This window comes from Sandaracinus amylolyticus, assembly GCF_000737325.1.
In the GTDB taxonomy this organism is placed as follows: domain Bacteria; phylum Myxococcota_A; class Polyangia; order Polyangiales; family Sandaracinaceae; genus Sandaracinus; species Sandaracinus amylolyticus.
This window is the reverse complement of the sequence record NZ_CP011125.1, coordinates 3,789,363-3,802,785: the sequence shown is the minus strand read 5'-3', so window position 1 is coordinate 3,802,785 and position 13,423 is coordinate 3,789,363. Positions and strand designations below refer to the sequence as shown.

General features: G+C 69.3%; 15 protein-coding genes. 11 read left to right on the top strand and 4 right to left on the bottom strand.

Translation table 11 applies throughout. The annotated features are described in order from the left end of the window. Nucleotides 1-41: 41 nt before the first annotated feature. The 7 genes from DB32_RS16180 to DB32_RS16150 all read left to right on the top strand — a co-directional run bounded on the left by DB32_RS16180 (nucleotide 42) and on the right by DB32_RS16150 (nucleotide 7,266). The gene (locus DB32_RS16180) at nucleotides 42-410 is read left to right on the top strand and encodes a roadblock/LC7 domain-containing protein (protein WP_053238834.1); all 369 of its coding nucleotides are present in this window, start codon (nucleotides 42-44) and stop codon (nucleotides 408-410) included. A gap of 7 nt (nucleotides 411-417) precedes the next feature. After that, nucleotides 418-921 carry a type II 3-dehydroquinate dehydratase gene (gene aroQ, locus DB32_RS16175; protein ID WP_240481211.1) on the top strand — a complete coding sequence of 168 codons (504 nt, stop codon included), beginning with the start codon at nucleotides 418-420 and terminating at the stop codon, nucleotides 919-921. A gap of 53 nt (nucleotides 922-974) precedes the next feature. Continuing rightward, nucleotides 975-1,466, top strand: coding sequence for an acetyl-CoA carboxylase biotin carboxyl carrier protein (accB, locus tag DB32_RS16170; RefSeq protein WP_053233361.1), 492 nt, complete (start codon nucleotides 975-977; stop codon nucleotides 1,464-1,466). After that, complete coding sequence (gene accC / locus DB32_RS16165) at nucleotides 1,463-2,875, top strand: acetyl-CoA carboxylase biotin carboxylase subunit (protein ID WP_053233360.1); 1,413 nt, start codon at nucleotides 1,463-1,465, stop codon at nucleotides 2,873-2,875. Before accB ends, accC begins: the two co-directional genes overlap by 4 nt. 271 nt (nucleotides 2,876-3,146) lie before the next feature. Then, nucleotides 3,147-6,089 (top strand): tetratricopeptide repeat protein, encoded by a 2,943-nt coding sequence (locus DB32_RS16160; RefSeq protein WP_053233359.1) that lies wholly within the window; start codon nucleotides 3,147-3,149, stop codon nucleotides 6,087-6,089. Between the two features lie 325 nt (nucleotides 6,090-6,414). Further along, nucleotides 6,415-6,804 carry a globin family protein gene (locus DB32_RS16155; protein ID WP_053233358.1) on the top strand — a complete coding sequence of 130 codons (390 nt, stop codon included), beginning with the start codon at nucleotides 6,415-6,417 and terminating at the stop codon, nucleotides 6,802-6,804. Nucleotides 6,805-6,864: 60 nt separating this feature from the next. Further along, on the top strand, nucleotides 6,865-7,266 hold the full coding sequence (locus DB32_RS16150; RefSeq protein WP_240481210.1) for a response regulator: 402 nt from the start codon (nucleotides 6,865-6,867) through the stop codon (nucleotides 7,264-7,266). A 5-nt stretch (nucleotides 7,267-7,271) separates the two neighbouring features. Here the strand turns inward: DB32_RS16150 and glsA are convergent, their stop codons facing one another. The 4 genes from glsA to DB32_RS46755 are packed head-to-tail and all read right to left on the bottom strand — an operon-like array spanning nucleotide 7,272 to nucleotide 9,832. Continuing rightward, nucleotides 7,272-8,204, bottom strand: a complete 933-nt coding sequence (glsA, locus tag DB32_RS16145) for a glutaminase A (RefSeq protein ID WP_053233356.1) — start codon at nucleotides 8,202-8,204, stop codon at nucleotides 7,272-7,274. 5 nt (nucleotides 8,205-8,209) lie between these two features. After that, complete coding sequence (locus DB32_RS16140; RefSeq protein ID WP_083457415.1) at nucleotides 8,210-8,626, bottom strand: acyl-CoA thioesterase; 417 nt, start codon at nucleotides 8,624-8,626, stop codon at nucleotides 8,210-8,212. Between the two features lie 7 nt (nucleotides 8,627-8,633). Then, nucleotides 8,634-9,461, bottom strand: a complete 828-nt coding sequence (locus DB32_RS16135) for a thioesterase family protein (RefSeq protein WP_205627058.1) — start codon at nucleotides 9,459-9,461, stop codon at nucleotides 8,634-8,636. Nucleotides 9,462-9,478: 17 nt separating this feature from the next. Next, the gene (locus tag DB32_RS46755) at nucleotides 9,479-9,832 is read right to left on the bottom strand and encodes a hypothetical protein (protein WP_157069090.1); all 354 of its coding nucleotides are present in this window, start codon (nucleotides 9,830-9,832) and stop codon (nucleotides 9,479-9,481) included. Between the two features lie 438 nt (nucleotides 9,833-10,270). On the opposite strand from DB32_RS46755, the gene DB32_RS16130 reads away from it, so the two are divergent. The 4 genes from DB32_RS16130 (at nucleotide 10,271) to DB32_RS16115 (ending at nucleotide 13,423) form a co-directional block, all read left to right on the top strand. Continuing rightward, nucleotides 10,271-10,747 (top strand): CarD family transcriptional regulator, encoded by a 477-nt coding sequence (locus DB32_RS16130; protein WP_053238830.1) that lies wholly within the window; start codon nucleotides 10,271-10,273, stop codon nucleotides 10,745-10,747. A 294-nt stretch (nucleotides 10,748-11,041) separates the two neighbouring features. Further along, on the top strand, nucleotides 11,042-12,604 hold the full coding sequence (locus tag DB32_RS16125) for an Rne/Rng family ribonuclease (protein ID WP_053233355.1): 1,563 nt from the start codon (nucleotides 11,042-11,044) through the stop codon (nucleotides 12,602-12,604). A gap of 37 nt (nucleotides 12,605-12,641) precedes the next feature. Next, nucleotides 12,642-13,001 carry a PilZ domain-containing protein gene (locus tag DB32_RS16120; RefSeq protein ID WP_053233354.1) on the top strand — a complete coding sequence of 120 codons (360 nt, stop codon included), beginning with the start codon at nucleotides 12,642-12,644 and terminating at the stop codon, nucleotides 12,999-13,001. Further along, nucleotides 12,998-13,423 (top strand): DnaJ domain-containing protein, encoded by a 426-nt coding sequence (locus DB32_RS16115; protein WP_053233353.1) that lies wholly within the window; start codon nucleotides 12,998-13,000, stop codon nucleotides 13,421-13,423. Before DB32_RS16120 ends, DB32_RS16115 begins: the two co-directional genes overlap by 4 nt.

Genomic DNA, 13,423 nt, shown 5'->3' with positions numbered 1-13,423 from the left:
TCAACTTGACCGCTCGTCCCGAGTCGTGCGCTGATCGCGCCATGTTCCAGGAAGTCCTGAAGGACGTCGTCGATCGCACCGAGGGTGGAATCGCCGGGCTCGTGATGGGCTTCGACGGGATCACCGTGGACTCGTACGTCAGCCCCGAGGCCGCGGGCGTGCTCGAGGTCGAGACCGTCGGCATGGAGTACAGCGTGATCCTCAAGGAGATCCGCAAGGCCGCCGAGATGCTCGACGCCGGTGCGGCGCGCGAGGTCGCGATCCAGGCCGAGCGGCTCACCACCGTGATCCGTCTGATCAACGACGAGTACTTCGTCGCGCTCGCGATGAAGCCCGAAGGCAACTACGGCAAGGCTCGCTTCCTCCTGCGCACGAGCGCGAGCAAGCTCGCCGCCGACCTCACCGTCTGATCCGATCGTGAGCACCACGAACGTGAGCTCCGCGCGCCCGGAGCTGCGCGTGCTCGTCCTGCACGGGCCGAACCTCAACCTCCTCGGCAAGCGCGAGCCCGGCGTCTACGGCACCCGCGATCTCGCCTCGATCGAGCAGGAGCTGATCACGGTCGGTCGCGATCTCGGCGCGACGATCGACAGCCGCCAGAGCAACCACGAGGGCGTGCTGATCGACTGGATCCACGACGCCGCATACCCGAAGGATCCTTCGGGCTCGCGCGTCGACGGGATCGTCATCAACCCCGGCGCGTACACGCACACCTCGATCGCGATCCGCGATGCGATCGCCGCGACCAATCTCCCGGTCGTCGAGGTGCACCTCTCGAACGTGCACGCGCGCGAGCCGTTTCGTCGTCGCTCGATGATCACGCCGGTCTGCGTCGGTGTGATCGCGGGCTTCGGTCCTCACAGCTATGCGCTTGGCTTGCGCGCGCTGGTGGGCTACGTACGGGCCCGCGTTTCGCCCTGAAGCGGCCCGAAAATACGACGCATCGCGTCATCACGAACCCGGATCAATCGTTCATGGAGATCGACCTCAAACAGCTCCGCGAGCTCATGCGCTCGCTCAAGCAGTTCGACGTCAGCGAGCTCGAGATCGAGAAGGACGGCGAGCGCATCTACCTGCGTCGCGGCGCGGACACAGTCGTCGCGCCGAGCGCGGTGATCGCGGCTCCCGCTGCGCCCGTCTCGAGCCTGCCGCCCGCCCTGCCCGTCGCCGCCGCACCCGGTGCGAGCGCCGCCGCCGCAGCGAGCGCGTCGAGCGACCCCAACGTCGTCGCGATCACGTCGCCCTTCGTCGGCACGTTCTACCGCTCGCCCTCGCCCGACGCGGCGCCCTTCGTCGACGTCGGCACGGAGATCCGCCCCGGTCAGGTGCTCTGCATCGTCGAGGCGATGAAGCTGATGAACGAGATCGAGTCGGAGATCTCCGGCACGATCGTCGAAGTGCTCGGCGACAACGGCAAGCCGGTCGAGTACGGCGACGCGCTCTTCAAGGTTCGCAAGTCCGGATGAGCCGCGACATCTCCAGCGGGCGCCAGCGGATCCGGAAGGTCCTCATCGCGAACCGCGGTGAGATCGCGCTCCGCGTGATCCGCGCGTGCCGCGAGCTCGGCATCGAGACGGTGGCGGTGCACAGCGAGGTCGACGCGGCCGCGCTCCACGTGCGCTTCGCCGACTCCGCGGTGTGCATCGGCCCCGCGAAGTCGGCGGCGAGCTACCTCAACATGCCCGCGATCATCGCCGCCGCGGAGATCAGCGGCGCCGACGCGGTGCACCCGGGCTACGGCTTCTTGTCGGAGAACGCGGAGTTCGCCGACATCTGCCGGCAGTGCGGGCTCACGTTCATCGGGCCGACGCCCGAGGACATGAAGAAGTGGGGCGGCAAGGTGCCGGCGCGCACGCTCGCGCGCGAGCTCGGGATCCCGCTGCTCCCCGGCACGCAGGTGCTCGCCGACGTCGACGAGGCGGTGCGCGAGGCCGTGAAGATCGGCTTCCCGGTGATCCTCAAGGCGAGCGCCGGCGGCGGCGGTCGCGGCATGAAGATCGTCCGCAGCGAGGGCGAGCTTCGTCGCGTGTTCCCGCAGGCCAAGGCGGAAGCGCTCGCCGGCTTCAAGAACGGCGATCTCTACCTCGAGCGCTACGTCGAGGAGCCGCGGCACATCGAGTTCCAGGTGCTCTGCGCGCCCGAGCTCGGCATCCAGATGGTGCTCGGCGAGCGCGAGTGCTCGATCCAGCGCCGTCACCAGAAGCTCGTCGAAGAAGCGCCGAGCGTCGCGATGACCGACGAGATGCGCGCCGACATGGGCGCGACCATCGCGCGCGCCATGAAGCAGACCGGCTACACGTCGGCGGGCACGCTCGAGTTCCTGCTCGACGAGCGCGGCAACCTCTACTTCATGGAGATGAACACCCGCATCCAGGTCGAGCACCCGGTCACGGAGCTCGTCACCGGGATCGATCTGGTCGCGGAGCAGATCCGTGTCGCGGGCGGTGAGGCGCCGCAGTTCCCGACGTCGTTCGAGGCAGGACGGCTGCTCCGACCGCGCGGTCACGCGCTCGAGTGCCGCATCAACGCGGAGGACCCCGAGACCTACGCGCCGTGGCCCGGGCTCATCACCGAGTACCACCCGCCGGGTGGTGCCGGCGTGCGCGTCGACGGCGGCATCTTCAGCGGCTGGCGCGTCCCCGGCGACTACGACTCGCTGCTCGTGAAGCTCATCACGTACGGGCGCACGCGCGAGGAGTCGATCCGTCGCATGAAGCGCGCGCTCGGCGAGACCGTCATCGCCGGCATCCGCACGAACATCCCGCTGCACCAGCGCATCCTCGCGTCGCCCGACTTCGTCGCGGGGCGCCTCTCGACGCGCTTCCTCGAGCGCCTCGGGAAGCCCGGCGAGAGCGAAGCGGCGATCTCGAGCTGAGAGACTGTCGAACATCGGCTCGGCCACGGCGGGTCCTTCCGTCCGCGTGCTCCGCACGCTCCCATGCGGCCCCGCCGCGGCCGAGCACTCCAGCGCGGCTGAGATCCCTCCCCGAACGCACGGCGCGCGGCTCGTCGATCGAGCAGCGCGCCGTGTTTTTTTCGGCATCCGGACGCAGCTGACTGCGGGTCGGTATTGACCTGCGAACGAGCCGGTCCGTACACTCGCCGACACTCGGCAGGGGCCCGCGCAACCCCGCTGCACCGCGGACGTGAGCGTCGATCGCACCAAGATTCTCGAGGCCGCCCAGAAGCATCTGGCGAAGGGCGCCTACGACAAGGCGATCGCCGAGCTGCAGAAGCTGGTGAAGGCCGACCCGAGCGACGTTCGCACGTGGCTCAAGATCGGCGATCTGTTCGCGAAGAAGGGCTCGACGCGCGAGGCGGTCGACACCTACGCGAAGGTCGCCGACCAGTACGCGACGCAGGGCTTCTTCCTCAAGGCCGTCGCGGTCCACAAGCAGATCCTCAAGCTCGATCCGACGCGCCTCGACGTGCAGCTCAAGCTCGCCGACGCGTACGAGAACCTGCAGCTCGTGAGCGACGCGCTCGCGACGTACGAGATGGTCGCGGCGGGCTACGCGCGCGCCGGCAACATCGACAAGGCGCTCGCGACGCTCGCCAAGATGGTCGAGCTCGATCCCGAGAACATCCCCGTCCGCATCAAGTACGCGGAGGCGCTCTCGAAGGCGAACCGCACGAAGGAAGCGGCGGACGCGTTCGAGGCGGGCGGCAAGCTGCTCAAGGCGCAGGGCCGTCTCGACGACTGGATCAAGGTCGCGGAGCGCCTGCTCTTCCACCGCGCCGACGACGTCGCGGTCGCGCGCGAGCTCAGCAAGCTCTACCTCGAGCGGCAGGACGCCAAGCGCGCGCTCGCGAAGCTGCAGCTCTGCTTCAAGGCCGATCCGAAGGACGTGCCGACGCTCGAGATGCTCGCCGAGGCGTTCCATCAGCTCGGCCAGCTCCCGAAGACGATCTCGGTGTACCGCGAGGTCGCGCGCATCCATCAGGAAGCGAACCGCGTCGAGGATCGCGCGCGCACGCTGAAGCGCATCCTCGAGCTCGATCCCGGCGACGCCGAGGCGCGCACCGCGCTCGCTGCGTACGCGCAGCCGCAGCAGTCCGCGGCGGTGCAGGCGGGCCCGTCGGCCGCATCGGTGCGTCGCGACATCGCGCCTCCGCCCGGCGCCGTGGTCGCGCCTGCGCGTGCACCGCAGCCCGCGCCGCCCGACAGCACGCCGACCGAGGACGAGCTCGAGGAGCTCGACGACGACGTCATCGAGGAGCACGAGGACGAGGTCTACGACGAGGCCACGTACTCGCGCGACGACGATCAGGACTACCCGAGCGCCGAGACCTACGTGGGCGGCGACGACGGCGAAGAAGACGTCATCATCGTCGACGACGAGGACGAGCCCGCGCGCGCACCCGCCCGGGCATCGCAGCGTCCGGGCTCGGAGCTCCCGCCCGAGATCGCGCGCGACGCGCAGATCGCGAAGCTGCTCACCGAGTGCGAGGTGTTCCTCCGCTACGGCCTCAAGCAGAAGGTCGTCGATCAGCTCCGTCGCGTGCTCGAGATCGAGCCCGAGCACGTCGAAGCACGCGAGCGCCTGAAGGACATGCTCATCGAGCGCGGCGAGATCGCCGCGGCGATCGACGAGCTGATGGTGCTCTCCGATCTCTTCTCCGATCGTCCTGCCGTCGCGCTGCTCTACGTGCGCCAGGCGCTCGAGCTCGATCCCGATCACATCGGCGCCGCACACCGCGCGAACGCGCTCCAGAGCCCGAGCTCGGGCATGCAGCCCGCCGCCGAGTCGCATCGCGCGCCCGCGAGCGGCGCGCACCCGAACGCCGGCTATCCGAGCGCGGACGACGCGAGCGGATCGCGGGCCGTCGACGACGACGTCGTCGACGAAGAGCACACGATGTTCGAGCCGCCGAGCCGCCCCGGCGCGAGCGGCTCGCTCGACGGCGTCGCGGCCGCGCCCGCGGAGATGCCGGGCGACTCGCTGCTCGACGCGGTGCCGCCCGAGGACGGCGTGTTCTTCGTCGACGACGAGGACACCTCCGCGCCGACGCGCGATCGTGATCCGGTCGTGTCGTCGTCGCAGGCGCGCACGAACGATCCGTACAGCTCGGAGACGCGCGTCGCGGTGCCGCCGCCTGCGCTCGGTGCGGAGGAGCCGGACTCGCTCGAGCCCGATCCGCGCGATGCGATGGTCGACGACGGCGAGGTGCACGAGCTGCGTGCGCGCGCCGACGGCGATCCCCTCGCGCCGATGAGCCCCGAGGAGTTCGAGAGCGCGCCGCTGCGCCCGAGCGCGCCCGAGGTCGCGAGCGCGGCGCCGCGCATGTCGATGCCGCCGGGCGAGGTCGAGGAGCTCCTCGACGAGGCGGACTTCTTCGTCGCGCAGGGCCTCTACGACGAGGCGATGGCGATGCTGCGCGACTCGCACGCGGCGCACCCGCGCAATCGCCTGATCGCCGACAAGCTCGCGGAGATCGAGGAGCTCGCCGCGCAGCAGGCCGCGTCCGCGCCGGCGCGCTCGGTCGCGCCCGAGGCCGACAACAGCTTCCAGCTGGCCGAGCGCCTGGCGGAAGATCTCGGTGAGGCCGAGCAGCAGTCGCGCGATCTCGGCAGCGACGTGCTCGACGTCGAGCAGGTGTTCGCGCAGTTCAAGAAGGGCGTCGAGCAACAGGTCGGGCTCGAGGACACCGAGACGCACTTCGATCTCGGCATCGCCTACAAGGAGATGGGCCTCCTGCAGGACGCGATCGCGGAGTTCCAGCTCTGCCTCGTGAACCCGCAGAAGCAGTGCATCGCGCACACGATGATCGGCCTGTGCAACCTCGAGAAGGGCGAGGTCGCGGAGGCGATCTCGAGCTTCAAGAAGGGCCTCTACGCCGAGAACAAGACCGATCGCGAAGAGCTCGGGCTCTACTACGAGCTCGGCCGCGCGTACGAGCTGCTCCACGACCCGAAGGAAGCGCTCTACTACTACGAGAAGGTCCGCAAGCGTGACGCGACGTTCCGACACGTGAACGACCGCATCGTCGCGCTGACGCGCCCTGCCCCGGCCGCTCCCGCGCCCGCCCTCGCGAACGACGACATCGACGCCGCGTTCGACGACCTGATGGGCGACCGCGAGAGCTGACGAACAGCGCGCTCTCGGGGAGCGCCATCGTCAGCGCCCGGGCAGCCGCGCGCTGTCGCGGAACGCCGACGTCACGCGTCGGGCAGCGAAGATCTCTTCGCGATCGCCAACGTCACGCGTCGGGCAAGAGAGATCTGTCCCGGGACGCCAACGGTAGCCGCTGGGCAACAGAGATCTGTTCCGGATCGCTAACGTTAGCGATCGGCAAGAGAGATCTGTTGCCCAGCGGCATCGTCGAGCCCTCCGCACGGGCCGGAGGTCCACGGACGATACCGTCGCCGAACCGTGGCGCGCCGCGGACGCGTGCGTAGTTGCGTCCGCGTTCATGGACACGACCCTCGACAGCTTCCGGCGCCTGCGCGAGCGCGGGTTCGCGCATCGCTTCTACGAGCAGCTCTTCGTCGCCGATCGCCGCGTCCCTCGGCTCTTCGCGGGGACCGATCTCGCGCGTCAGCGCGACCTGCTCGAGCACGGCATCTCGATGCTGCTCGCGTATCAGCGCGGCAGCGCGCTCGGCGAGATCGCGATGCGCCGGCTCGCGCTCCTGCACGGCCCGCGCGGGCTCGACATCGATCACGACCTCTATGCGATCTGGCTCCGCGTGTTCCTCGACGTCGCCGGTGAGCTCGACCCCGAGTGGACGCCGGAGCTCGCCGCCGCGTGGCACGCGCAGCTCGGTGCGTCGATCGCCGAGATGCATCGCCGCGGGACGTGAGCCGCGCCCGGAGACGGCGTCGTTTGTCATCCCGATGGTGCGGGGCGATGAGCGATGTTCGTGGGCGCGATCCAGACGAAGCGCCGCGTCCTCGTCGTCGGCAACGACGGCGCGGATCGCGGGGGATGGGGCGAAGCGCTGCACCGTGCCGGGATCGACACGGTGCTCGAGGGGAGCCTGGAGCGAGCGCTCTGCATGGCGGCGGAGCTGCGCCCACGCGGCGTCATCGTCGACCTGGCGATGGAAGGCTGCGACCCGCTGCAGCTCGCGACCGCGCTGCGCGCGCATCCGCGGACGCGCGATCTCGCGATCGTCGCGATCACGCACGCGGTGACCGACGACGTGCTCGAGCTCGCGCGCTCGCGCGGCTGCGACGCCGTGCTCGCGCGAAGCGCGAAGCCTCACGCGATCGCGGCGGTGATCGCGCGGCTGCTCGACCGACCGCGCGCCCGCGCCGCCTGAGCGCTTCAATCTGGCAGAGCGAAGTGCCAGCCGAGCTCGCGCGAGATCTCGCGCAGCACGAGGTGGCCGCGCACGCTGCCGCCCTTCTTGTTGAGGCGCGGGCTCGCGACCGCGATCCCGCCGCGCCCGGTCGCCACCGCGACGATCACGCCGCTGACGCCGCTCTTCGCGGGCAGACCGGTCGCGCACAGGTACGCGCCCGACTCGTCGTACATCCCGCAGGTCGCCATGATCGACACGACGGTGCTCGCCGTTCGCTGCGAGAGCACGCGCTCACCGCTCCGTGGCGCGAGCCCGCCGGTCGCGAGGATCGCAGCGAGCCGCGATGCCTCGACGACGCTCCCCTCGATCGAGCAGAGCGCGAAGTAGACCTCGAGCACCTCGTCGACGTCGCCGTCGATCACGCCGCTCGCCTTGAGGAAGTGCGCGATGCTCCGGTTGCGATCGCCGGTGCGTCGCTCCGACGCGAGCACGCGCTGCTGGATCGGGAGCGCGTCGCCGTAGAGGCGCTCGGCCCATCGCTCGATCCACGCGAGCCGATCCTCGAGGTGGCCCTCGAGGATCGATGCGAGCGCGATCGCGCCCGGGTTGATGAGCGGGTTCGCGGGGATCGGCCCGTGTGTCTCGAGCCGCGCGAGCGACGCGAACCCTCCTCCGCTCGGCTCGCGCCCGACGATGCGGAACACCTCGTCCTCGCCGCGCTCCTCGAGCAGACCGGCGAGCAACACGAGCTTCGCCGAGCTCTGGAACGTGAACCGATGCTCGTCGTCACCCGCGCGCACGATGCTGCCGTCGCGCAGCGTGATCGCGGCGCTGAGCGCATCGAGCGGCGCGTTCGCGAGCTCGGGGATGTACGTCGCGGGCTCGCCCTCGCCGCACGCCCTCGCGCGCTCCACCGCGCCCGCGAGCACCGCCTCGATCGTCTCGCGCGTCGCCATCCCGCTCAGCTCTCGGCGACGAGGTGCTTCTCGAAGAGCGCCCGGTATTTGTCGGGGATCGGCTGCGCGCGCATCGTCTTCATGTCGATGCACGCGACGACGATCGTGCCGACGACCGCCGCGGTGTCGCTCGAGCGCACCGTGCCGACGTAGCGGAACGTCGCCGAGCGCTTGCTCAAGCTCGTCACGCTCACCTCGAAGTCGAGATCGTCGCCGAAGCGCACCGGTCGCCGGTAGTCCGCCTCGGCGTGCACGGCGGGCCAGCCGACGCCCTCGTCGAGGCAGTCGCGATAGGGCATCCCCTGGCGGTCGAAGAAGTCCTCGAACGCCACGTGGAAGAAGTGGAAGAACTTCGGGTAGTAGACGATCCGCGCGTGATCCTCGTCGCCGAAGCGCACGCGCATGCTGGTCTTGAACGTCATCTCGCTCCTAGAAACGTTGCACGCGCGCGAGCTGCCGCGACATCGCGACGAGCGTGCCCTGCTCGTCCCAGATCTCTCCGTCTTCCTCGAGATACCCGTGCATCAGCGCGCGCGTGCGGAACGACGCGCGCAGCCATCCCGGCGCGGGCCGCGCGCGCACGTGCACGGTGAGCTCGAGCGTCGGCACCCACGGCGTGCGCACCACGCTGAGGTTGAGCACCGGCGGCGGAAACGCGTCCGCGAAGAACAAGAGCGAGAGCGCGTCCGGCGCGCGACCGTCGCGCAGCCGCACCCAGCCCGCGAGCTCGGCGCGCTCGTTGTGCGCACCGCTCAGCCAGCTCAGCGTCCCGGGCGCGATCGCGATGTCGAGCCGCTCTCCGATCGACGCGACGCTCGGGGCGGGGCGCGATCGCTCACACGACTCGATCGGCGGCAGCTCGGGCGGCGCGCTCGTGACCGCGGTGGGCGCGCTGGCGTCGAGCGCACCGAGATCGCCGAACGTCGCGATCATCCGGAGCACCTCGCGCCCTTCTTGGAAGAGCCGCGCCTCGCCGGTCGAGTGGCCCTTGCCCGCGCGCACGATCTCGACCGCGATCTCCGCGGGCCCGGGGCGGGCCGGAGAGAGGAAGTGCGTGCTCGCGCTGAACGGGTCGGGGTGCGGCAACACCGCGCCGAGCGCGCGCGCCGCGACCACCGCGAGATATCCGCCGTTGGGCGCGGTCCCGATGCTCCAGCGATCGGTCAACGTCGTCGCGAAGCGCGATCGGCCCTCGTGGAGAGGGCCGATCGGCTCGATCGCGGTGTCGCCGTCGAGCTCCGAGATCGCGGGCGGCACGCTCGGGTCGAGCGAGCTCAGCCGCGGATGCCGAGGATCACGTACGCGGTCACGATGATCGAGAGGATGCCCGTGAGCCCCGCGATCAGCGCCACGCCGAGGGTCATCAGCTCGTCCATCTTCCCGCTGAACGCGCCCGCGCCGCCGATCACGCCGAGCGCCGCGACGGTGATCCAGCCCCACATGCCGCTCACGCCGACGACCAGCAGGCCCGTGAGGCCGACCAGCACGCAGATCGTGAACAGGAGGATGAAGCTCTTGTTGGCTCCGATGGTGCGCGCCTGAGCAAGCGCAGCCGCATCACGCTGGTACCGGCCGTCGAGTTCGAGCGAGGACATGGTGGACTTCCGTATCACTGCCGACGGCTCCATGTCCATACCTTCCGAACGGGGTTTCCCCGTTTTCCGAGGCGGGTCGCATTGACCCGCCCGGGGGGGCCGAATACCATCCGCCCCCGCGTCGTTCTTCGGCGCATCGGTTTCTGCCGACCTGCTCCTTCCCCGCTGTGGCGGCCTGCCTCTACGGTTGGGTCGGAACTCTCCCGATGACCGGGCATGCTCGGTCTCGGGGCTTCTCATCCAGACGCTCCTCTTCCTTCGCAGGAAGCGCAGCTCCGGAGACGAAGCGCAGGCCGGCTCCAGGCTCGCAGCGAAGGAGTCCTCATGCAGGCCCGCAAGCAGGTCGAGGTGAAGGCCCGCACCACCGCCCCGGTGGCTGCCGCCCGCTCTACCACCCCCAGCACCTCTGCCACCCCGAGCAACTCTGCCTCCAGCAAGCAGGGAAGCGCCTCGAGTAGTCAGGAATTCAAGATCGGCGACAAGGCGGTCTATCCCGCGCGCGGCGTGGCCGAGGTCGTCTCGATCGAGGAGAAGGACATCGCCGGCAACCGCCAGCGCTTCTACGTCCTGCGCCTCCTCGACACGGACCACAAGATCATGGTCCCGGTGCTGAACGCGCAGAACATCGGTCTGCGCAAGCCGATCAGCGACAAGGAGATCAAGGAGATCTTCCGGATCCTCAAGGTCAAGGAAGTCCCCTTCGACAACCAGACCTGGAACCGCCGCTACCGCGGTTTCATGGACAAGATCAAGACGGGCTCGGTGTTCGACGTGGCCGAGGTGCTGCGCGATCTCTCGCGGCTCCGTGCGAACAAGGCGCTCAGCTTCGGCGAGCGCCAGATGCTCGAGAAGGCTCGCGGTCTCATCGTGAAGGAGATCGCGGTGGCCCGCGGCAAGAGCGAAGACAAGGTCCGCCTGGAGATCGAAGCGATCTTCGGCCCCAGCTGAGTCGCTGCCCGAGGCGGAGCCCCGGTCCGACGGCGCCCACTCCTCGTCGTTCGAGGAAGCGCCCGGCGAAGGCTTCGCGTTCGCTCGGTTTCGTCTTCGCAGTCGCGTCGCGCTCCGCCTCGATCTCGAGGCGAGAGCCGTGGGGTCAGCCCCACGGCCCGCTCCGGAAGGAGCGGAGCGCCGCTCGGAAAGTCGGAAGCCGCGCGCTCGCGCGGTCGTCGCGCTGCCCGAAAGGGTCAGCTCGGTACGAACGCATCGGGAGCATCCGCGCCTCGGGGAAAGGAACCCCGCCAGATGGCGCAGAACACGATCGTGATCAGCGTCGACGTCGGTGAGACCCGCGTCGCCCTGATCGAGAACGGCATCCTCGCCGAGATCTACGTCGAGCGAGAGCGCGACCGGAGCCCGGTCGGGAACATCTACCTCGGCAAAGTCACCCGCGTGCTCCCGGGCATGCAGGCCGCGTTCGTCGACGTCGGGCTCGACCGCGCGGCGTTCCTGCACGTCGAGGACGTGATCCCGCAGGCCGACTTCGAGAAGCTCGTCGGCGACAAGGACAACGGCCACGACGACGACGAGGAAGAAGGCTCCTCGGAGGGCGGCGCGAAGGACAAGCAGAAGTCCAAGAAGGACGAGCGCCTCTCCCGCAAGACGCCCATCCGCGACGTGCTGAAGGAAGGTCAGCACATCGTCGTGCAGGTCAGCAAAGGGCCGATCAGCACGAAGGGCGCGCGCGTCACGAGCCACGTCTCGCTGCCCGGTCGCTTCGTCGTCTACATGCCGACGATCGATCACGTCGGCGTGAGCAAGCGGATCGGCAACGACAAGGAGCGCAAGCGCCTGCGCGAGGTGATCGACGGGGTGAAGCCGCCGCACGGCGGGCTCATCGTGCGCACCGTCGCGGCGGGGCTGACGAAGGGCGGCCTCAAGGCGGACGTCGGCTACCTCGTGAAGACGTGGGAGGGCATCGCGGACAAGCAGAAGTCGGCGCGCAAGGCGCCGCAGCTGCTCTACAGCGAGCTCGACATCATCCTGCGCACCGCGCGCGATCTGCTCACGGAGGACGTGGGCAAGATCGTGATCGACGATCGCGAGGAGTACCTGCGGCTCATGCAGTTCGTCGAAGCGTTCATGCCCGAGCGCGCCGGCGACATCGAGCTCTACAGCGGCTCCGATCCGATCTTCGACGAGTTCGGCATCGAGGACGAGATCGCGCGCTCGCTCTCGCGCAAGGTGCCGCTTCCGAGCGGCGGCTATCTGATCATCGATCAGGCCGAGGCGCTGACCGCGATCGACGTCAACACCGGTCGCTTCACCGGCAAGGGCAAGGACGTGGAGGAGACGATCCTCCAGACGAACCTCGAGGCCGCGAAGGAGATCCCGTACCAGCTGCGGTTCCGGAACCTCGGCGGGCTCATCGTGCTCGACTTCATCGACATGGAGAGGTCGTCACACCGCGACAAGGTCTACAAGGCGCTCGTCGCCGCGCTGAAGAACGACAAGGCGAAGACGACGGTCGTGCGCATCAGCGAGCTCGGCCTCGTCGAGATGACGCGCAAGCGCACGCGCGAGTCGCTCGGTCGCACGCTCTACGAGCCGTGCTTCTACTGCGACGGCACCGGGCAGCTGCAGAGCAAGACGACGATCTGCCACGAGATCCTGCGGCAGATCCGGCGCGAGAAGGACTCGCTGCCGGGCTTCAAGGTCGTCGTGAACGCGCATCCCGCGGTCGTCGACGCGATGCAGCGCGAGCAGAAGGACGCGCTCGTGAAGGCCAGCGCGCGCTACGCACGACAGATCGTCATGCAGGCGCGGAAGGACTATCATCTGGAGCAGTTCGATCTGAGCGGCTCGTGATGCTGGGGAGCGCGCGCGAGGAGCTCGCGGAGGGGTGATGTCGAAGAAGCCGGAGGCGGAGAGCGACGATCAGCGCACCTCGGAGCGCGTGACGATCAACAAGGAGTTCGAGAGCTTCGACGCGTTCATCCAGGAGTACGTGACGAACATCTCGCGCTCCGGCGTGTTCGTGAAGAGCAAGCAGCCGCTTCCGGTCGGCACCCGCGTGAACCTGAAGTTCACGGTGATCATGGACGACATCGAGACGATCGAGGGCATCGGCGAGGTTGTCCGCGTGCAGCACGATCCGTCGGGCATGGGCGTCGTGTTCCGCGAGCTGAGCCAGTACTCGCAGCACCTGATCGAGCGACTGCTCACGTCGCCGATGACCGGCGGCGGAGGGAACGAGAGCGCATGACTGACGGGCTCGGGCTGCCGAAGCCGCTCGCGGAGATGAGCGATCGCGAGCTGGACGAGGAGCTGCAGCGCCGGCGTCGATTGCGGGCGGCGGCGCGGCGGCCCGAGGCGCCGATCACCGACGCGGAGCGGCAGATGCTCGCGCGCTTCGAGCGTCAGACGGCGCGCGAGGAGAGCGGCGGCGAGCCGTCGTCGTGGGTCGCGCAGGCCGCGGAGCGCGTGGATCTCGCGCGGCACTACGCGGCGCTCGAGCTCAAGCCGGGCGCGACGCTCGCGCAGGTCGAGACGGCGTACAAAGCGCTCGTCGCGAAGTACGACCCGCAGAAGCACGCGGGCGATCCCGAGCGACATCGCGCGGCGACGCAGCTCGTGCAGGAGCTCGGGCGCAGCTACGCGATGCTGGTCGAGCGCCTGCGGCGCTGA

Coding starts and splice junctions, on each gene's coding strand:
- DB32_RS16120 (WP_053233354.1), top strand. CDS start 12,642: ATGTCGAAGAAGCCGGAGGCGGAGAGCGACGATCAGCGCACCTCGGAG.
- DB32_RS16125 (WP_053233355.1), top strand. CDS start 11,042: ATGGCGCAGAACACGATCGTGATCAGCGTCGACGTCGGTGAGACCCGC.
- glsA (WP_053233356.1), bottom strand. CDS start 8,204: ATGGCGACGCGCGAGACGATCGAGGCGGTGCTCGCGGGCGCGGTGGAG.
- DB32_RS16115 (WP_053233353.1), top strand. CDS start 12,998: ATGACTGACGGGCTCGGGCTGCCGAAGCCGCTCGCGGAGATGAGCGAT.
- DB32_RS46755 (WP_157069090.1), bottom strand. CDS start 9,832: ATGGAGCCGTCGGCAGTGATACGGAAGTCCACCATGTCCTCGCTCGAA.
- DB32_RS16155 (WP_053233358.1), top strand. CDS start 6,415: ATGGACACGACCCTCGACAGCTTCCGGCGCCTGCGCGAGCGCGGGTTC.
- DB32_RS16140 (WP_083457415.1), bottom strand. CDS start 8,626: ATGACGTTCAAGACCAGCATGCGCGTGCGCTTCGGCGACGAGGATCAC.
- accB (WP_053233361.1), top strand. CDS start 975: ATGGAGATCGACCTCAAACAGCTCCGCGAGCTCATGCGCTCGCTCAAG.
- DB32_RS16180 (WP_053238834.1), top strand. CDS start 42: ATGTTCCAGGAAGTCCTGAAGGACGTCGTCGATCGCACCGAGGGTGGA.
- accC (WP_053233360.1), top strand. CDS start 1,463: ATGAGCCGCGACATCTCCAGCGGGCGCCAGCGGATCCGGAAGGTCCTC.